16 protein-coding genes are annotated in these 19,128 nt (G+C 42.8%); 11 read left to right on the top strand and 5 right to left on the bottom strand.

The genetic code is table 11. From position 1 onward, the window contains the following. Genes WG905_RS14250 through WG905_RS14230 form a run of 5 tightly spaced genes read left to right on the top strand, consistent with a single transcriptional unit; the run spans nt 1 to nt 5,746 of the window. On the top strand, nt 1–180 hold the full coding sequence (locus tag WG905_RS14250; RefSeq protein WP_339592403.1) for a hypothetical protein: 180 nt from the start codon (nt 1–3) through the stop codon (nt 178–180). 42 nt (nt 181–222) lie between these two features. Continuing rightward, entirely contained in the window at nt 223–1,002 is a 780-nt protein-coding gene (locus WG905_RS14245) for an enoyl-CoA hydratase/isomerase family protein (RefSeq protein ID WP_339592402.1), read from the top strand. Nucleotides 1,003–1,020: 18 nt separating this feature from the next. Then, nucleotides 1,021–1,698 carry a hypothetical protein gene (locus WG905_RS14240; protein ID WP_339592401.1) on the top strand — a complete coding sequence of 226 codons (678 nt, stop codon included), beginning with the start codon at nt 1,021–1,023 and terminating at the stop codon, nt 1,696–1,698. Between the two features lie 5 nt (nt 1,699–1,703). Continuing rightward, nucleotides 1,704–3,575 carry an LTA synthase family protein gene (locus WG905_RS14235; RefSeq protein ID WP_339592400.1) on the top strand — a complete coding sequence of 624 codons (1,872 nt, stop codon included), beginning with the start codon at nt 1,704–1,706 and terminating at the stop codon, nt 3,573–3,575. Beyond that, nucleotides 3,572–5,746 (top strand): S9 family peptidase, encoded by a 2,175-nt coding sequence (locus WG905_RS14230; protein ID WP_339592399.1) that lies wholly within the window; start codon nt 3,572–3,574, stop codon nt 5,744–5,746. The genes WG905_RS14235 and WG905_RS14230 overlap by 4 nt, the downstream gene beginning before the upstream one ends. A 240-nt stretch (nt 5,747–5,986) precedes the next feature. Here the strand turns inward: WG905_RS14230 and WG905_RS14225 are convergent, their stop codons facing one another. Next, a complete protein-coding gene (locus WG905_RS14225) occupies nt 5,987–6,700 on the bottom strand; it encodes a pirin family protein (protein ID WP_339592398.1) in 714 nt (237 codons plus the stop codon). Between the two features lie 128 nt (nt 6,701–6,828). On the opposite strand from WG905_RS14225, the gene WG905_RS14220 reads away from it, so the two are divergent. Genes WG905_RS14220 through pdeM form a run of 4 tightly spaced genes read left to right on the top strand, consistent with a single transcriptional unit; the run spans nt 6,829 to nt 12,583 of the window. Continuing rightward, on the top strand, nt 6,829–7,848 hold the full coding sequence (locus WG905_RS14220; protein ID WP_339592397.1) for a ligase-associated DNA damage response exonuclease: 1,020 nt from the start codon (nt 6,829–6,831) through the stop codon (nt 7,846–7,848). Next, nucleotides 7,845–9,443 carry an ATP-dependent DNA ligase gene (locus WG905_RS14215; protein ID WP_339592396.1) on the top strand — a complete coding sequence of 533 codons (1,599 nt, stop codon included), beginning with the start codon at nt 7,845–7,847 and terminating at the stop codon, nt 9,441–9,443. The genes WG905_RS14220 and WG905_RS14215 overlap by 4 nt, the downstream gene beginning before the upstream one ends. Before the next feature lies 1 nt (nt 9,444). Continuing rightward, complete coding sequence (locus WG905_RS14210; protein ID WP_339592395.1) at nt 9,445–11,964, top strand: ligase-associated DNA damage response DEXH box helicase; 2,520 nt, start codon at nt 9,445–9,447, stop codon at nt 11,962–11,964. Continuing rightward, nucleotides 11,948–12,583, top strand: coding sequence for a ligase-associated DNA damage response endonuclease PdeM (pdeM, locus tag WG905_RS14205; protein ID WP_339592394.1), 636 nt, complete (start codon nt 11,948–11,950; stop codon nt 12,581–12,583). The genes WG905_RS14210 and pdeM overlap by 17 nt, the downstream gene beginning before the upstream one ends. Here pdeM and WG905_RS14200 read toward each other — a convergent pair. Together WG905_RS14200 and WG905_RS14195 are read right to left on the bottom strand one after the other, a co-directional pair. Then, nucleotides 12,580–13,020: an NUDIX domain-containing protein gene (locus WG905_RS14200; protein ID WP_339592393.1), complete on the bottom strand. Its 441-nt coding sequence runs from the start codon at nt 13,018–13,020 to the stop codon at nt 12,580–12,582. The genes pdeM and WG905_RS14200 overlap by 4 nt on opposite strands. Continuing rightward, nucleotides 13,017–13,940, bottom strand: coding sequence for a cation diffusion facilitator family transporter (locus WG905_RS14195; RefSeq protein WP_431844522.1), 924 nt, complete (start codon nt 13,938–13,940; stop codon nt 13,017–13,019). The genes WG905_RS14200 and WG905_RS14195 overlap by 4 nt, the downstream gene beginning before the upstream one ends. A 191-nt stretch (nt 13,941–14,131) precedes the next feature. Between WG905_RS14195 and WG905_RS14190 the strand changes: the two genes are divergently transcribed. Continuing rightward, complete coding sequence (locus WG905_RS14190) at nt 14,132–15,325, top strand: pyridoxal phosphate-dependent aminotransferase (RefSeq protein WP_339592391.1); 1,194 nt, start codon at nt 14,132–14,134, stop codon at nt 15,323–15,325. Nucleotides 15,326–15,466: 141 nt separating this feature from the next. Here the strand turns inward: WG905_RS14190 and WG905_RS14185 are convergent, their stop codons facing one another. Next, complete coding sequence (locus WG905_RS14185) at nt 15,467–16,567, bottom strand: Gfo/Idh/MocA family protein (RefSeq protein WP_339592390.1); 1,101 nt, start codon at nt 16,565–16,567, stop codon at nt 15,467–15,469. 38 nt (nt 16,568–16,605) lie between these two features. After that, entirely contained in the window at nt 16,606–17,850 is a 1,245-nt protein-coding gene (locus WG905_RS14180; RefSeq protein ID WP_339592389.1) for an ABC transporter permease, read from the bottom strand. A 160-nt stretch (nt 17,851–18,010) separates the two neighbouring features. Here WG905_RS14180 and queA point away from each other — a divergent pair, with 160 nt between their 5' ends. Next, nucleotides 18,011–19,060 (top strand): tRNA preQ1(34) S-adenosylmethionine ribosyltransferase-isomerase QueA, encoded by a 1,050-nt coding sequence (gene queA / locus WG905_RS14175; protein WP_339592388.1) that lies wholly within the window; start codon nt 18,011–18,013, stop codon nt 19,058–19,060. Nucleotides 19,061–19,128: the final 68 nt, after the last annotated feature.

The following is a 19,128-nucleotide window of genomic DNA, read 5'->3' as shown; positions in this document are numbered from 1 at the left end:
ATGATGAAACCATCATCAGCTTACAGCTCACAAACAGCAATGAACAAGCTGATGATAGCTTCATCACCGTTAAAAAACAATAATAAAATGATGAAACCATCATCAGCTTACGGCTCACAAACAGCAATGAACAAAGCTGATGATAGCTTCATCACCGTTAAAAAACAAACTATAAAATGATGAAAATAAAGCATCTTTGATAAAAAAAACCTTTATTCAATCATGGAAGAGCCACTGGTTTTATATTCAATTGCCGACAGGGTTGCAACGATCACGCTGAACAGACCGGAAAAGCGCAATGCGCTAAACCCAGAGATGGTGAGTTTACTGACAGCAAAAATGCTGGAAGCAGCGGCTGATGAGCAGGTAAAAGTAGTGATCCTTAAAGCAAAGGGCATCAGCTTCAGTGCAGGTGCTGATCTTGCCTACCTGCAACAATTACAGCATTATAGCTTTGAAGAAAACCTTACTGACTCCAGGAACCTTAAAAATCTGTACCACACCATTTACACTTTACCAAAAGTAGTCATTGCACAAGTAGAAGGGCATGCAATTGCGGGTGGCTGCGGACTGACAACCGTATGTGACTTCGTATTTGCTGTTCCCGAGGCAAACTTTGGTTATACAGAGGTCAAACTTGGTTTTGTACCAGCAATTGTCTCCTGTTTCCTGATGCGTAAAACAAGTGAAACCGTAGCGAAACAACTGCTGCTAACCGGGGAACTTTTTAACGCGCAGCAGGCTTATGACTATGGACTGATAAATTTTGTAACAAACAAGGAAATAATAGGTCAGAAAGCCAGGGATTTTGCTTTAAATTTGTGTCATACCACTTCTGCTCATTCATTGATGGTGACCAAGCAGCTGATCACGCAGACCACTAATCCTGGTTTGTCAGAAAGCCTGGAATTGGCTGTACAGCTCAATGCACAGGTGAGAAATAGTGAAGATTTTAAATTGGGAATTGCTTCCTTTCTCCAAAAGGAGAAAATTAACTGGTAAACTTAAAACCAACAGAATATGTTTAAATCCATAAAAACCGGCGTACTGGCGCTTTTATTAATTAGCACAGCTGCTTATGCCCATGCACAGAAAAAAATCAACCAGGGTGTAATTACTTATAGCATTGCTTATGAAATCAGCGAGGATCAAAAATCCACTATTGATGTTTCAAGCCTTCCTAAAGAGAACAAACTGGAATTTAACGGAAACTTTTCCAAATTAGGAATGGAAATGGGGCCATCCTTGTTGACCATCATTAAAGACGGTGGAACAGAAAACGCATTGCTGCTGATTGATATTCCGATAGCCGAAAAAAAGATTGCCGCTAAAATGTCAAAAGGAGATGTGGAGAAACAATCTGGCGGAATTAAATACAGTGATTTCAGGGCCACAGGTGAGAAAGTGGAAATTTCTGGTTATAAAACAGAAAAATATACTTACAAGGATGACAAGGGGAATGCTTATGAACTTTGGGCAACAAAAGATATTACTTTAACATCAGGGGCCAATAATTCGGAATTCAAAAACCTTAAAGCCACCCCTATAAAATTCACTTTGATCCAAAATAATGTGAAGACCATTTTAACGATCAAAAGCATAACGGAGCAAAAAGCGGGTCCATTCACACTGGACATTCCTGCGGGATATGATGTGATGACCATGGCCGAGTTGGAAGCATTACAAGTTGGAGGTTAGTTTTAATGTTAAAAAGCGTTCTATTTTTTATTCGTTTCTACCTGTTCTGGCTATTGTTTTTTTTTGTGGACAGAGCTATATTCCTGGTCTTATACCGCGAAAAATTAGCTGACATCCCGCTTTCTACTGTAATGGCAACTTTTCATAATGCCATCCCGATTGACTTATCGATGGTGGGCTACCTTAGTGTAGCCCCCTTGTTGTGTTATCTTTTTTGGTTCTTCAGCCGCAGGCAAACCATCGCCATTAAATGGCTGCAGGGCTATAATACCTTTTTTATCGTGGTGTTCAGTATCCTTTCAGCCATCAATTATAACATCTACAGGGAATGGGGAACAAAATTAAACGCAAAGGCCCTTGGTTTTGCCTTTTCTGATCCTACTGAAGCCTTCGCATCAGCTGCCTCCTCTCCGATCATACCTACCCTGTTTATCGTTACTTTCTTAATGGTCACCGGCCTGCTATTGCAAAAAGTGCTTATTGAAAAGAAATTTAGTTTTGTACCGTTCCCGCTAGCAGCGAAAATCACCCTGGCCATATTATTGGTGGGCCTCAATTTCCTCTGTATCAGGGGTGGTGTGGGCGTTTCCACCATGAACCAAAGTGCAGCCTATTTCTCTGATGAACTGATTCTTAATCATGCCGCCGTGAATACAGAATGGAATATATTCGAGAGCTCCTTATCGTCGGGCAAGGCCAGTAAGAACAAATACCTTTACTTTAGTAAGGAAGAAGCTGATGAAACCGTAAAAGAACTATATGTGTCAGTAAAAGACACAACAGAGAAAATCTTAACCACCAACCGGCCAAATGTCGTTTTGTTCATCATGGAAAGTTTCACTGCCGACCTGACCAAGTCTTTGGGTAATGCAGATGGCATCACACCCAAATTCGACAGTTTGGCAAAACAGGGCGTATTGTTCAGTAAGATCTACGCTACCGGCAATAGAACAGATAAAGGACTCATCGGCACCTTAGCGGGTTTCCCCAGTCTTGCTTCAGGCAACCTGGTTAAATACACCAATAAAATGCAGCAACTTCCTGCAATACCACAGGAATTTTCAAAAAACGGTTATGCTACCTCCTTTTTTTATGGTGGTCAGTCGGAATTTGATAACTATAAAGCTTTTATTCTTACCCATGGCTTCCAATCCTTGATCGACAAAAACAATTTCAAGGAAAAAGACATGAATTCAAAATGGGGTGCACACGATGGTGTCCTGTTAAAAAAACAACTGGAGGCGCTCAACAAAGAAAAACAACCATTTTTCTCGACTACGCTCACCCTCACCAATCACGAACCATTTGAAGTTCCCGGAGCCTATAAATTTGGGTCGGCAACAAATGCCGATAGTTTCAAAAGCACTGCTTTTTATACGGATTCCTGTATAAATGATTTTTTAACAAAAGCTAAAAGTCAGCCATGGTACAAAAACACGCTGTTTATCTTCATTGCCGATCATGGACATAATTTACCGAAGATGACCAGTGAAATATACATGCCCGAACGTTACCATGTGCCCCTACTGTTTTTTGGAGAAGTGATCAAGCCAGCTTACAGAGGCAAGGTATATGACCGGCCGGGCAGTCAGACAGACCTGGCAGCAACCTTATTGAAACAACTCGAGATGGATGCAACACCCTATACCTGGAGTACTAACCTGCTAAATCCTTACACCAATGCCTTTGCTTTTTTTAGCTGGGACAATGGATTAGGTTTTATCACGGAACAGCAAGCTGTTGCCTTTGATGACACCGGAAAACAGGTTTTATATGAAAAGGATAAGGAAAACAAGCAGCAAACGGCAGAAACACTGCAACAAGGAAAATCATACCTTCAAAAAGTTTATCAGCAATTTATAGAATTACAGCCATGAAATTAACACACATTCTTCACCGCATCGCTTTATTAGCGGTTTTATTGATTTGTTGTGATACCCTGCAAGCACAACAGGGCAATAAGATCAACTGGGCAAAAGATGGTCATTCTTATTACCAGATTACAGATGGGGGAATTGTTTCCATTACCCTGCCGAAACAGGAGCGACAAATCATTGTGCCACCTGCCCTGTTGATCAGCAAAGGACTGACTGCAAATAACATCAGGTCTTTTGAACTTTCTGGGGATGGCAAAAAAGCCTTGCTTTTTACCAATACCAAAAAAGTGTGGCGATACAATACCCGTGGCGACTATTATGTGGCTGATTTAACCACCAACCAGGTTACCCAAATTGGCAAAGACAAACCGGCTTCCTCACTGATGTTCGCCAAGTTTTCTCCTGATGGCTCTAAAGTAGCTTATGTAAGCAAACATAACCTTTATGTAGAAGACCTTGCCAATGGCAGTTCAAAGGCGCTGACTACTGATGGCACGGATCGTATCATCAACGGAACTTTCGACTGGGCCTATGAAGAAGAATTCAATGTCAGGGACGGTTTCAGGTGGAGCCCCGATGGCAGCAGCATTGCTTACTGGCAGCTGGATGCGCGGAAGATCAAAAACTTCCTGATGATCAATAATACAGATTCAATTTATCCCTTCACCATTCCTGTTGAATATCCTAAAGTGGGGCAAGATCCCTCTGCCTGTAAAATCGGCGTGGTTGACATCGGCACGGCGAAAACAGCCTGGATGCCGGTACCAGGCGATCAGGTGCAGCATTACATCCCAAGGATGGAATGGGTACCCAACAGCAGCTCGATTATTTTACAGCAGCTCAACCGCGAACAAAATGTAAGCAAGCTTTTTGTAGTGCAGACAAAAACAGCTGCAGTAAACAACATTTACAGTGAAACCGACAAAGCCTGGGTGGATGCCGGTGAACCTTGGGAATGGTTGAAAGACAACAAGGAATTTACCTGGATGACTGAAAAAGATGGCTGGAAACACTATTACCGCATCAGCATTGATGGAAAAAAACAAACTTTAATCACGAAGGGTGATTATGACGTCATCGAAAGTACCTTGATCGATGAAAAGAACAATACTTTTTATTTTATTGCTTCTCCTGAAAACGCGACGCAGAAATACCTATACAAAACAAAGTTAGATGGCAAGGGAAAGCTGGAAAGGGTTACCGCTTCCGTATTCCCGGGTACACATAGTTACGACATATCCCCCGACGGGCTTTATGCCCGCCACACTTACCAGAGTGCCAACATCAGGCCTTTGACGGAGTGGATGAACATGACCACAGGCGTTTCGCTAAGCATGGAAGGCAGCATCACCAACCAGCTGGCCAAAGTCACACCTCAGAAAAACAAAGTGGAGTTTTTTAAAATTAAAACTGAAGATGGGATTGAACTGGATGGCTGGATGAAGAAACCAGATAACTTTGACCAGACGAAAAAATACCCTGTTGTATTTTACGTGTATGGTGAACCAGCATCCCAAACGGTTACAGACACTTACGGCGTGAGCAGTGCCCATGTATATGCCGGAGACATGGCAAGGGATGGCTATATTTATATTTCCTTGGAAAACCGTGGTGCCCCTGCGCCGAAGGGCCGTCAATGGCGTAAAAGCATTTTCAGGAATATTGGCAGGCTCAATATCAGGGACCAGGCTATGGGCGCTAAAAAGATCCTTGAATGGTCATTTGTAGACAAGAACCGTGTGGCTGTCTGGGGCTGGAGCGGTGGTGGTTCTTCTACCTTGAACCTCCTGTTTCAATACCCTGACATTTATAAAACCGGTATTGCTATTGCTGCCGTAACCAATCAGCTTACCTACGACAATATTTACCAGGAACGTTACATGGGTTCGCCTTTAGCCACAAAAGAAGCTTACGACTTGGGTTCACCACTTAAATATGCTGGGAATTTGAAAGGAAACCTATTGTATGTCCACGGCACAGGAGATGATAATGTTCATTATCAAAATGCCGAGCTGCTGATCAATGAGCTGGTTAAATACAGAAAAGTATTTCAACTGATGGCCTACCCTAACCGTACACACAGCATTAATGAAGGCAATGGAACCAGTGAACACCTGGCCCTGACTTTTACGAAGTTTCTAAAAGAAAATTGCCCGCCGGGAGGTATATAATCACTTTTAAGGTGACACAAGCTATCCATTAAAGAAACCCTGGGTTAAGCTTGGGCTACAGCAATGGAACACTTGAAAATGAGAACATACAGACAGGGGCCTGCGCCGGACCTGCTACCGGACTCGTACCGGAAAAGCGGTCACGGTCACCATTCAAACCCCTGTCTGGTATACCTTCTCTCTGACCTGTGTTTTAGTGATCGGTTGCTAATGCTCAAATGACCAGCAAGGGAACGATCATCAGTCCATTGGAACTTCCATTAACAGCACTTCAGCACCGGCAGTGGCTTTGATAGCAATTGAATCGGTATCCCAGATTCCAAAACCATCCCTGGTGTCCAGCACCTGGTCATTTACCACTACGCTGCCTTTCAACACAAAGAAATACACACCGTTGCCTTGCTGTTTAACCTGATAATTTAGGGCAGTATCCTGATCGAATTTACCTAAATGGAACCATGCATCCTGATGGATCCATACACCGGCATCTTCCCTGTCCGGAGATAAAATCTGGATCAATTGATTTATTTTAGTTTCATCTTCAACTTTTAGCTGGTCGTACCTTGGTTTTACGTTTTGTTGGTTTGGCAAAACCCAGATCTGAAGAAATTTAACCTGCTGGTCCGCGTTCTTATTGAATTCTTTATGCGTAATACCGGTACCGGCACTCAAAACCTGAATTTCACCGGGCTTAATGACTGCCACGTTTCCCATACTGTCTTCATGCTGCAATTCCCCTTCCAATGCAATAGAAACGATTTCCATATTCTGATGCGGATGGGTACCGAAGCCCATGCCCCCGGAAACCTGGTCATCATTTAACACCCTTAACGCCCCAAATTGTACCCGCTCCGGGTTAAAATAATTCGCGAAACTAAAGGTATGATAGCTATTTAACCAGCCATGATTTGCATGACCACGCGTTTCGGCTTTGTGTAAGATCGATTGTGCCATAATTTTTATTTATACACAAAGGTAGCTCAGGCATTTTCCATGGCTCTTGACCTGTGTTAATTAATTCCTTTCCCGAACTTTTAAAGGGTATCTAATGTTTATCAAGGAACTGCGTTAAGGAAAAATAAATGGCTATACTTAAATTTACCGATAAAGGGATCTATTGTGAGCAGGGAGATTTCTATATTGACCCCTGGAAACCAGTAGGTCTGGCAGTGATCACGCATGGCCATGCCGACCACGCCCGTTGGGGCAATGCGGCTTATTTATGCCATGAACTCAGTAAACCCATCCTTCTACATCGATTGGGAGAAATTCAGCTACAAACTCTCCCCTACAACAAGGAAATTTCTATCAATGGTGTAAAATTAAGTTTACATCCTGCAGGGCACGTCATTGGCTCGGCCCAGGTACGATTGGAATATAAAGGCGAAGTGGCCGTGGTTTCGGGAGATTACAAGGTTGAATATGACGGCATCAGCACGGCATTTGAACCTGTGAAGTGCCACACCTTTGTATCTGAAAGCACCTTTGGCCTGCCAATTTACAAATGGAAAGCGCAGGCGCGTATTTTTGAAGATATTAAAAACTGGGCTTCAGACAATGCCGACCAGGGCAAGACCACCGTTTTGGTGGCTTACAGCCTTGGCAAGGCGCAGCGGCTGATCAAGAACCTTGCTGAAGCCGGTAATATATACGTGCACACTGCCATTGCCAACCTCAACGAAAGGTTCATTGAAGCAGGCGTTGACCTTCCGCCAACCATCAGAATTACCCCAGAGATCAAAAAAGAGACTTTACAGCAGGGAATTGTGATTGTTCCTCCGGCTTTGGCAGACGGTCGTTGGATTAAAACTTTAAACCAGGCGGCCGTCGGCATTTGTTCTGGCTGGATGCAAGTTCGTGCCGGTCGCAGGTGGCGAAGTGCCGATGCAGGTTTCGCCTTAAGCGATCATGCCGACTGGCCAGGCCTGCTGGAGGCTGTTAAAGCCACCGGCGCCGAGCAAGTTTTCGTTACCCATGGCTTTACCGCAACTTTCTCCAGGTACCTGAATGAAATAGATATCCAGTCTGCTGAGGTAAGAACACAATTCGGAAATGAAGAGGAAGAAGAAATAGAATTACTAACCAGGGAAAGCTCATCTTGAAACGATTTACAGAACTTATACAACAGCTGGAAACGAGCAACAAGACCAACGACAAGATCGCTGCGCTGGTTGACTATTTCAGCACCGCTGATGAAAGGGACAAGCCTTATGTCATCGCCATGTTTACGGGAAAAAAGCCTAAACGACCCGTAAGCACCGCGCTGATTAAGGAATGGGCCATTGAAAAAAGCGGGGTACCCGAATGGCTTTTTGCCGAGAGTTACCATAGTGTTGGCGACCTGAGTGAAACCATTGCCTTGATTTTGCCACCGCCAGAAAAAGATACTGACATCAAACTTCATGAATGGATCAATGCCCTGCAGGATTTAACCGGTAAAACGGATGAGCAGAAAAAGACTTTTATGCTAGAAAGCTGGAACAGCCTGGATACCGCACAACGCTTTGTTTTCAATAAACTGATCTCCGGAAACTTCAGGATCGGTATATCCCATAAAATGCTGGTGAATGCCCTTGCCAAACAGAGCGATACCGACAGCAACAGGATCATGCACAGCATCATGGGCAAGTGGAAACCTGATGAAGTCACCTACCAGGAGCTGGTGGAGGGTTTTCATGTGAATACTGATAATTCATGGCCCTACCCATTTTGCCTGGCCTATGCGCTTGAAATTACGCCGGATCAGTTAGGTGATCCCGCTGACTGGCAGGCAGAATGGAAATGGGATGGTATCCGCGGACAAATTGTAAAACGCAACGGTGAGTTATTTATTTGGTCGAGAGGTGAAGAGCTCGTTACCGAACAGTTTCCGGAACTTCATTTTCTAAAAGAGGAACTTGAAGATGGGACTGTACTGGATGGCGAGATACTTTCTGTAAAAGATGGAAACGTTCAGGCATTCAGCATCCTACAACAAAGACTGAACCGAAAAACCATCAACAAAAGTCAGCTGAATGATGCACCGATAGGTTTCTATACTTACGATTTACTGGAATACCAGGGTAATGACTTAAGGACCCAAAGCCTGAAAGAAAGAAGAAAACTGCTCGAAATTACCTTATTAAATTTAAGAACCACCGGAGTCGTATTGGTATCACCCCTTGTCGACTACGACAGCTGGGAACAGCTCAGCGCACTCAGGCAAAAGTCAAGGGAAAACAACAGCGAGGGTTTGATGCTTAAAAAACTGGATTCACAGTACCATACAGGAAGGAAAAGAGGCGACTGGTGGAAATGGAAAATTAACCCCTATACGGTGGATACGGTGATGATCTATGCACAAAAAGGAAATGGCAGAAGAGCTAACTTCTTTACAGACTACACCTTTGCCGTACGGGATGGCGAAAACCTGATTACGGTTGCTAAAGCGTATTCTGGTTTAACAGACAAAGAAATTAAAGAAGTAGATACCTTTGTAAAGAAAAATGCAATAGAGAAATTTGGGCCTGTGCGCACCGTAAAGCCTGAACTGGTGTTTGAAATTGCCTTTGAAGGAATTGCCGAAAGCAAAAGACATAAAGCAGGACTTGCCTTGCGTTTTCCGAGAATAGCGAGGTGGAGAAAAGACAAAAAAGCCGCTGAAATCAACACCCTTGATGATTTAAGACAGCTGTTGCAATCCACATTAAGCAGTTAACATGAGCATAGAACAAAGCAAAGGGTATAAACAAGTGATTAAATGGCTTCGTACCCATAAGAAAAAGCCATTTCAGTTTCAGAAAGATGCCTGGCAATATTTTGCCGAAGGTTATAGCGGTCTGGTCAATGCGCCCACAGGGTTCGGGAAAACCTATTCTTTGTTTCTTGCCGCGGTGATAGAAGAGCTCAACAGGGAGAGCGATACAGAAAAAGGCAAGAAAAACAACCGGAGCAAAACAGGCTTAAAATTAATCTGGATTACGCCCCTGCGTTCCTTGGCCAAAGATCTGGCCCGCGCCATGCAGGAAGTGTGCATGGAATTACAACTCGGCTGGCAAATTGGTGTACGTAATGGTGATACCTCGGCCAGCGACAAGCTGAAACAAAAAAAGCAAATGCCCGAAGTGCTGATCATTACGCCTGAAAGCATTCATTTGCTTTTGGCGCAAAAAGGCAGCTCGGATAACTTCGACTACCTCAATGCCATTGTTGCCGATGAGTGGCATGAGCTGATCGGTTCAAAACGTGGCGTTCAAACGGAACTGGCTATATCAAGGATAAAGGGGATACTGAAAGAGAAGCACCCCGAAAGACTTTTAAGAATCTGGGGAATTTCTGCCACCATTGGCAACCTGGAGCAAGCACTGGAGGTGTTGGTGCCATATCAGGAGGTGCTCAAAACCATTATCAAAGCGAACCTGGAAAAGAAAATCGACATCAGGTCGATACTACCCGACCATATCGATATGTTGCCCTGGGCAGGACATTTAGGTCACAAGTTAGCACATAAGTTACTGCCTGTCATACATAAAAGCAAGACTACCTTAATCTTTACTAACACCCGGGGACAGGCGGAACTCTGGTACCAAAACTTGTTGTCGCTGGATGAAAGCCTGGCCGGCTTAATTGCCATACACCATGGCTCCATTGATTTTGAATTGAGAAATTGGATAGAAGATGCTTTACATTCAGGTCAATTGAAAGCAGTGATCAGCACATCGTCCTTAGATCTGGGGGTAGACTTTAAGCCTGTCGATACCGTGGTGCAAATTGGATCGCCAAAAGGTGTTGCCCGGTTTTTACAGCGTGCCGGCCGAAGCGGACACTCACCTTACGAAACTTCCGTCATTTACTTTCTTCCCACCCATGCCCTGGAACTGGTAGAAGCGGCAGCTATTAAAGAAGCGGCGAAAACACAGAATATTGAAAGCCGTGAACCCGTAGTCATGGCTTTTGACACGCTGGTCCAATACCTGGTCACCCTTGCTGTTGGCGACGGTTTTAAGGAAGAAACCATTTACCGGGAAATTAAAGAAACTTATTGTTTCCAGGACATTTTACCCGCTGAATGGCGTTGGATCATGCAATTCATCACTACAGGTGGAGACAGCTTAACAGCTTATACAGAGTTTAGTAAGGTTGTTTTAAAAGAGGGACTATGGAAGGTGGAAAGCAGACAAATCGCCATGCGGCACCGACTGCATATTGGTACCATTGTAAGCGATGCCATGTTAAAAGTTAAATTTTTGACCGGTGGTTATATTGGGATGCTGGAAGAATCTTTCATTTCGAAGATTAAGCCTGGCGGCAGCTTTACCCTTGCTGGCAGGGTACTGGAATTCATTATGGTGAAAGATATGACCGTGCTGGTGCGTAAGAGCCGTCTGAAGAGCGCCATTACCCCCAGCTGGATGGGTGGCAGGATTTCACTGACGGCCAACCTGGGCAGCATCCTGAGGAAGAAATACAATGACACCCTGAATAAGGAACAGGAGGATGATGAATTAAGGATTATCTTGCCCTTGTTTGAACGACAGGCAAAGGTATCCCATGTACCTAAAAATGATGAATTCTTAATAGAGCTCATTCATACCAGGGATGGCTACCATCTTTTCGCCTATCCTTTTGAGGGCCGGCTGGTGCATGAGGTGATGGCTGCCCTGATCGCTTATCGTATTGGCAGAAAAACGCCCATCAGCTTTTCTATTGCCATGAACGACTATGGCTTTGAACTGTTGAGTGAGCAGCCCATCCCCGTTGCGGAAGCGGAGCTAAAACAGCTTTTTACGCCGGATAACCTGGCTGAGGATATTGTAGCCAGCATCAATGCCACAGAAATGGCCAGGCGTAAGTTCAGGGATATTGCCTGCATCTCAGGTTTGGTGTTCCAGGGATTTCCCGGTAAATACACCACCAACAAGCACCTGCAATCTTCTGCAGGATTATTTTTTAATGTTTTTAGCGATTACGATAAACATAATTTGCTGCTGCGACAGGCCTATGACGAAGCTTTTTACCAGCAAATAGAGGAACCCAGGCTAGCAGCCGCCTTAAACCGCATACAATTCAGCAAACTTATTGTCGTTAAAACAAATAGCTATACCCCGCTTTGTTTCCCGATTAAGGTAGACAGCCTGCGTGAAAACATGAGCAGTGAGGAATTAGGACAAAGGATTAAAAGAATGACTGCAGAAGCAGAAAAACCAAGAAGGAAATCTAAAAATGACCATACAGTTTAAAAACGAAGAATTACTGCTCTGCAAAGAAAAAGCGATCTATTGGAAAGCCAGAAAGATGTTAATCATCAGCGACCTGCATATTGGTAAAACTGCCTTCTTTAGAAAATCAGGCATCCCGGTTCCACGCGGACCTGGACAGACAGACCTCGATACACTTAGCCTGCTTATAAAAACTTATCCAACTACAAATCTGGTGATTACCGGCGACATGTTCCACAATTACATGAACGATGATGTCGAAGCATTCAGACATTGGCGGGCAGCACACGCTAAACTAAAGATACAGCTCATTAAGGGCAATCACGATGCATTGAAAGCTTTGGATTACCTGGAGCTGGACCTTGAAGTAGTAGAAAAAGAACTCCTCCACTACCCTTTTCGTTTCATCCATGAGCAGCCAAAAGTAGCAGATGAATATTACAGTTTATCCGGACATATCCATCCCGGTATTTCCGTACATGGCAGAGCAAGGCAACATTTAAAGTTCCCCTGTTTTTACTTTGGAAACACCTATGCCATTTTACCGGCGTTCAGCGTATTCACAGGCTTAAGCATGATACAGCCGCAGGAAGGTGACCGTGTATTTGCCATCACGCCGGACAACGTTTTAGAGGTTTAAAGGTCCATGGTCTTCAACAATAGCGCTACAACTGTCCGATCAGTTTTAAAGGTAACATCCTCGACCTTCAGGTCCTTCAACTGTATCCAGCGGAACGACTGTTCGCCGTTCTCTTTGAAATCAAATACTTCTGTATTAAAGGTTAAGTTCAAAGGCTGTAACGCTTTGACAAAGTAATAGATACTGATAACCTGACTGTCGTTGAAGGAAGACTTTTCATAAAAATCCGTGGTATAGAAGTGAGAAAGCACTTCAATATCCACCTGGCATTCTTCCATAAATTCCCTGATCAAAGCATCTTTTAGTCCCTCACCAAGTTCCAGTCCACCGCCGGGAAATTTACTAAAACTTCTTCCTTCTGAATGCTCATCACTTATTAATATACCTTTTTCAGGGTCTATCAGTAAACCGTAAACCCTTACATTGAAATAACTCATTGTTCAAAATGTTTTTTATTTTTTGTGGCATTCTCAATCGTCCAGGGAATCTCACCACTAAAGTCTGCCTGCCTGACCGGGCATTCTTTCATCTTACAATAATGGCAGCATTCGGGCAAACAAGGATCTGCATGGATAAATAACTCGACAGCTCTTTCTTTCTTAGTGTTAATGAGTTTGTCGATAGCAGAAATTTCTTTATGTACCTGGTTAAGGTCGTAATAGTATGGAAAAGTAAAATGACAGTCTATATGCAGATCCGCGCCATATTGCTGTGCACGGAGGTTATGGACATCGATCCAGGGATCCCGCCTGTTGTCTTGTAGAATGCCCACAATCGCTTCAACCAACACCGTGTTACTTTCATCCATCAACCCACCAACAGATCTTCTGGTGAGCTTGTAGCCGTTATAAACGATATATAGGCCGAGGAGAATTGAAATCGTTGAATCGAGCCAGTAGATCTCTGTAAAATAAATGAGCAGCACGCCAATAACGAGTCCGCCGCTGGTAATGGCATCCACCATCAGGTGTTTGCCATCAGCTTCCAAAGTCATGGAATGATGTTTTTTCCCAGTATTGATCAGATAATAACCGACCACTAAGTTGATCAGTCCGGTTCCGGCAATAATCAGGGCACCTTCAAAAAGCTGTTTGATTACGGTTGGATAAACCAGGTTATAAGAGGCCTTTCCGATGATGATGATACCGGCAATGGCAATGAGCACCCCCTCCAAAAAGGCAGAAAAGAATTCCACTTTACCATGTCCGTAGGGATGGTTCTGATCTTTAGGACGGGTAGTGAGGTAGATACTGTAAAACGCAAAGCTACTGGCTATTACATTGACAATACTTTCTGCAGCATCTGTAAGAATTGCGTTGGAATTGGTAATAAAATAAGCGGTAAACTTAGCAAGCATAAGTAATATGCTGACGCATAAAGAGATTATGATTGCTTTTTTCTTTGGATTCAAACTTCAGTAATTAGCCAACAAAAATAAGGTTTAACAGTTAAAGTATCGGAATAAAGAATTTTTTTAGTTCAAAAATGCCTATAGGTTTCTATATTTGCTACTTAACAAAATTATATTTTGCCTAGCTGCCAAAAATTATGACACTTTTATCCAACAGAATCAATAACCTCTCAGAATCGCAGACCATTAAAATGGCCAAACTCGGTAGGGAACTCTCCGCAAAAGGGATCGACGTAATCAACCTGAGCTTCGGTGAGCCGGACTTTTTTACACCTGAACATGTGAAGGAAGCAGGTAAAAAGGCTATAGACGAAAATTACTCCTACTATACTCCTGTTTCGGGATACCCGGAATTAAGGAAAGCCATTGCTGAAAAGCTATTAAAGGAAAATGGCTTAAGTTATAACTTTGACCAGATTGTTGTTTCCACAGGCGCGAAACAATCACTTTCCAATGCGGTATTGTGTTTGGTTAACCCTGGCGATGAAGTTATCGTACCTACACCTTATTGGGTATCTTATTCAGAGATGATTAAGCTGGCTGAAGGCGAGACTGTTTTTATAGACGCTACGGTTGAACAAAACTTCAAAATCACTGCAGAACAGTTAGAAGCTGCAATTACACCGAAAACGAAATTGTTCATGTTCTCCTCCCCTTGTAACCCGACAGGATCGGTGTACAGCAAAGAAGAACTGGCTTCATTAGCAGCGGTATTTGAAAAATACCCGAATATTTACATTTTATCCGATGAGATCTATGAGCACATCAATTTTGTTGGCGAGCATACTTCTATCGCTTCTTTTGATGCCATTAAAGACCGTGTGGTAGTGATCAATGGTTTCTCAAAGTCTTATGCCATGACCGGCTGGAGAGTAGGTTATATTGCAGCAAATAAAGCAATTGCAGATGCATGTGATAAATTACAGGGACAGATTACTTCTGGCACTTGCTCTATTGCACAGCGTGCTGCTTTAAAAGCATATCAGGATGGATTGGATACTGTTTTGGAAATGGTAGCTGAATTTAAAAAACGCAGGGATATCGTTTACAATTTGTTGAAGGAGATTCCTGGTGTTAAAGTGAACCTTCCTGATGGTGCATTTTACTTCTTCCCTGAGGTGAAATCTTTTTTCGGAAAAAGCGTAAACGGTCAAACCATCAACAGTGCTGAAGACCTTTCTTTATACCTGTTAAACGAAGCACATGTATCTACAGTAACGGGTGAAGCTTTTGGAAATGCCGATTGTATCCGTATTTCTTATGCTGCTGCAGAAGAAACGCTAATTGACGCCGTGTCAAGAATCTCAAAAGCATTAGCTAAATTAAACTAACATAAAACACGTTAAAGTAAGTAAAAGATAAAATACGTTAAAAACGAGGCTGTTTAATCAACAGCCTCGTTTTTTTTGCCTGGATTTCGTTCAGCATTTGAATTAAAACAAAGGATGATGCTTGAAGAAATCTCGGGCTACTTAATTAAGAAAAACTGTTTTATTGGATGTTGCAGATTCCTTTGCTGCTTCAAGGATTTCTACTACCGTTACATTTAAAGGTAAACCATAAAGGTCATTTTCATCAAGTTTTAATTGTCCCCTCATCACCATCGCGAGTACGGAAAAAGGATCGGTATGAGGCGCAGGACGGGGTTCAAGTTCAATGGATTTTTCAGGTGATTTGCCATTTAAACGTTCAGTGACATGAGTAGCATCAACAGCAATGGCATATCCTTTATCGCCGTACACCGCCATGTCCTTACGGGCAAATGTCCAGTTCCAGGAAGCTTGAATGATACACTGTGCAGTCGGATACTGGAGGATAATGGAAGCCTCATCATCTACATCCTTGTAAATATGTGGTTTATTCTGCTGCGTCACCGCAGTCACTGAAAGTGGCCGTTCTCCCTTCATTAACCAGGTCATCAAATTAGCACCATAGCAACCAAAGTCATATAATGCCCCCGCCCCGTTTTTGCGGGGATCGGTCAGTATTTCCAGGAACTCTTTGCTGACGCCAATTTCTGCCGGGCCCTCGTGACCATCATTCACCATCACTTTTCTGATTTTCCCAATCTTACCGTCTTTAATCAGCTGGTTAAGGTATTGGTTACTGGCATACCAGGAAGTTTCGAAATTTGTTAATACATGGATACCATATTTCTTGGACAATGTATTAATTTCCTGTGCCTCTTTAAGGGAAACTGCCAATGGTTTTTCTACCATCACGTGAATGCGGCGTGGTGCACAGGCTCTTATAATAGTGATATGCTCACTGATTGCGCCGAAGGCAGAAACTGCTTCAGGCTTTACCTGGGCAAGCATTTTGTTTAAATCGGTAAAAAACAAAGTGGAAGGAAGTTGATAACGTTTAGCATAACGTTCTGCCAATTCCTGGTTAGGTTCGTAGATACCCACCAATTGGATGTCCTTTTTCCCCTCACGATTAAATGCCCAATCCACATGGCCATGACTTAACCCTGCAATGGCAAGCTTTAGCGGCGCAGCAGCAGGAGCCTGGGCATGGACGTGCGTATATATAATCACACTTAAAAGGGTAATCAAAATCGTTTTCAACATATGCTATTGTTTATAAAAGTAAGGAAGCTATTCTAAGTTTAAGACCTGATCGCTTCTACGGGATCTAATCTGGAAGCTGAAAAAGCAGGCCAGAATCCGGAGATTGCGCCAATAATTACAGAGATACTGATCCCTGTTACGATATTTTTCATGTCAAGGATGATTTCGACATCCATGGCATAGGTAAATACCACTGTAATCATATATACTAAAAATAAGCCCAGGGCACCACCAAGCAGGCAAAGGGCAATAGCCTCAAACATAAACTGTAAGAGTATAAAATAATTTTTTGCACCCAGGGACTTCTGGATCCCTATAATATTAGTTCGCTCTTTTACCGAAACAAACATGATATTGGCGATACCGAAACCACCCACCAAAATAGAGAAACCACCGATCACCCATCCGGCAATATTTACCATATTGAACATGAGGTCTAATTGGTTAGAGAGCAATGTGGCTTTATTGAGGGAAAAATCGTCTTCAACACCCGGTTTTAAACGATGGATGGAACGCATTAAACCCTGCAATTCACTTTCCACCTCTTCCAGGCTAACGTTTTCCCGTCCCCTGACTGTTATTGAGGGGCCGTAATTTTCATTCTCTATATCGAAAAGACTTTTAGCTAAGTTTATAGGGATCAGGACATTTTTATCCTGGGACATACCCAGCATGTCCTCCCCTTCTTTTTTAAACACACCGACTACAGAAAGCCTTCTGCCCATCACTTTCACTTGTTTGCCCAGGGCAGGCGCAGTCCCGAAAAGGCCTTCAGCAATATCTGCCCCCAGGATGACCAGGGGTGCACCAGACCTCCCTTCACTTTCGGTGAAGTATCGGCCTTCACTAAAATCAAGGTTCCAGGTTTTATTATAATCCTGAGACGCCGCATTGATCCCTACATTCTCCACAGAATTGCTCCTGTATTTGATAATGCGGTTGCTCGCAGAAGCCTCAAAAGAAATCCCCTGTACGTTCTCCATGCGATCTTGTAATGCTCTAAAATCCTTTTCACTTGGCTGAGGACGGTTGACATACCTCCACCATGGGAAGTTGTCACTGAATACCCATGGCCATTTCTGAACAAAAATAGTATTCGAACCCAGTTTATCTACACTGGACTGGAGTTTATTTCTTAAGGTATCAACAGCCGAAAAAACAGAAATTATGGTAAAAATACCAATGGTGATGCCCAGTAAAGAGAGCATTGTGCGGAGCTTATTCTGGCGAAGGGCATCGAAAGCGAACCAAAAACTTTCGGCTATAAGTCTAAAGATCATCATAATTACTGTTTAGACCAAAACTACTTAAAAAGGTTACAGCTTATAAGGTATATTGTGAAAAATATTACTGTTCGGGCATCATTTTAGCAGTAAAAATGATAATTTATAAATTAGCAAATTTATTCGTAAATTTGCGCCCTTAATTATTACATCGAAAAACATGAAGTTATCTCAATTTAAATTTAATTTACCTGAGTCATTAATTGCCAATACGCCATCAGACCAGCGTGATGAAGCCCGTCTAATGGTTTTACACAAAGATAGCGGCAAAATTGAGCATAAAATATTTAAAGATGTTTTAAGCTATTTTGATGATCAGGATGTAATGATCTTAAACAATACCAAGGTTTTTCCTGCCCGTTTATATGGAAATAAAGAAAAAACCGGTGCTACTATTGAAGTTTTTCTGTTGCGCGAGTTGAATAAAGAGTTACGTTTATGGGATGTTCTTGTGGATCCTGCTCGTAAAATTCGTGTCGGTAATAAGTTATACTTCGGTGAGGATGACCTATTGGTGGCTGAGGTGGTAGACAATACGACTTCCAGGGGACGGACCATCCGCTTCTTATTTGATGGAACAGATGAAGAATTCAGAAAGAACATAGAAATATTAGGTGAAACACCACTTCCAAAATATATCAAGCGTAAGGCTACTGCTTTAGATAAAGAGCGCTACCAAACGATTTTCGCAAAACATGAAGGAGCTGTTGCAGCGCCTACCGCGGGCTTACACTTTAGTCGCGAGTTGATGAAAAGACTGGAGCTTAAAGGAATTAATTTTGCTGAAGTTACCTTGCATGTTGGTTTAGGCACCTTCAGAGCTGTGGAAGTTGAAGACTTAACTAAACACAAGATGGACTCAGAACAGTTCATTATTGAGGCAAAAGCTGCTGCGATGGTAAATAAAGCGCTTGAAGACAAAAGAAAGATATGTGCAGTCGGAACAACATCCATGCGTGCCATTGAATCTGCTGTATCATCAGGTAGATTATTGAAACCGGCTAACGACTGGACCAGCAAATTCATTTTCCCTCCTTATGAGTTTAGCATTGCCAATTCCATGATTACCAATTTCCATACGCCTGAATCTACTTTATTGATGATGGTTAGCGCATTTGGTGGTTATGACTATGTTAGAAATGCTTATGAAGTAGCGTTAAAAGAAAAATATCGCTTTTACAGCTACGGTGATGCCATGTTGATTATCTAACTAACCGGTAAGCGTTTAAGAAATTAGGATAGGAGATTTTAAGCTTTGGCTGAGGTCTCCTATTTTTG

Origin of the sequence: Pedobacter immunditicola, from assembly GCF_037482985.1 — a bacterium.
In the GTDB taxonomy this organism is placed as follows: Bacteria; Bacteroidota; Bacteroidia; order Sphingobacteriales; family Sphingobacteriaceae; genus Pedobacter; species Pedobacter immunditicola.
This window is presented reverse-complemented; position numbering and strand designations above follow the sequence as displayed.

What these genes read in the sequence shown, in the direction of transcription:
- WG905_RS14250 (WP_339592403.1), top strand. Translation starts at nt 1, where the DNA reads ATGATGAAACCATCATCAGCTTACAGCTCACAAACAGCAATGAACAAG.
- WG905_RS14245 (WP_339592402.1), top strand. Translation starts at nt 223, where the DNA reads ATGGAAGAGCCACTGGTTTTATATTCAATTGCCGACAGGGTTGCAACG.
- WG905_RS14240 (WP_339592401.1), top strand. Translation starts at nt 1,021, where the DNA reads ATGTTTAAATCCATAAAAACCGGCGTACTGGCGCTTTTATTAATTAGC.
- WG905_RS14235 (WP_339592400.1), top strand. Translation starts at nt 1,704, where the DNA reads ATGTTAAAAAGCGTTCTATTTTTTATTCGTTTCTACCTGTTCTGGCTA.
- WG905_RS14230 (WP_339592399.1), top strand. Translation starts at nt 3,572, where the DNA reads ATGAAATTAACACACATTCTTCACCGCATCGCTTTATTAGCGGTTTTA.
- WG905_RS14225 (WP_339592398.1), bottom strand. Translation starts at nt 6,700, where the DNA reads ATGGCACAATCGATCTTACACAAAGCCGAAACGCGTGGTCATGCAAAT.
- WG905_RS14220 (WP_339592397.1), top strand. Translation starts at nt 6,829, where the DNA reads ATGGCTATACTTAAATTTACCGATAAAGGGATCTATTGTGAGCAGGGA.
- WG905_RS14210 (WP_339592395.1), top strand. Translation starts at nt 9,445, where the DNA reads ATGAGCATAGAACAAAGCAAAGGGTATAAACAAGTGATTAAATGGCTT.
- pdeM (WP_339592394.1), top strand. Translation starts at nt 11,948, where the DNA reads ATGACCATACAGTTTAAAAACGAAGAATTACTGCTCTGCAAAGAAAAA.
- WG905_RS14200 (WP_339592393.1), bottom strand. Translation starts at nt 13,020, where the DNA reads ATGAGTTATTTCAATGTAAGGGTTTACGGTTTACTGATAGACCCTGAA.
- WG905_RS14195 (WP_431844522.1), bottom strand. Translation starts at nt 13,940, where the DNA reads ATGCTTGCTAAGTTTACCGCTTATTTTATTACCAATTCCAACGCAATT.
- WG905_RS14190 (WP_339592391.1), top strand. Translation starts at nt 14,132, where the DNA reads ATGACACTTTTATCCAACAGAATCAATAACCTCTCAGAATCGCAGACC.
- WG905_RS14185 (WP_339592390.1), bottom strand. Translation starts at nt 16,567, where the DNA reads ATGTTGAAAACGATTTTGATTACCCTTTTAAGTGTGATTATATATACG.
- WG905_RS14180 (WP_339592389.1), bottom strand. Translation starts at nt 17,850, where the DNA reads ATGATGATCTTTAGACTTATAGCCGAAAGTTTTTGGTTCGCTTTCGAT.
- queA (WP_339592388.1), top strand. Translation starts at nt 18,011, where the DNA reads ATGAAGTTATCTCAATTTAAATTTAATTTACCTGAGTCATTAATTGCC.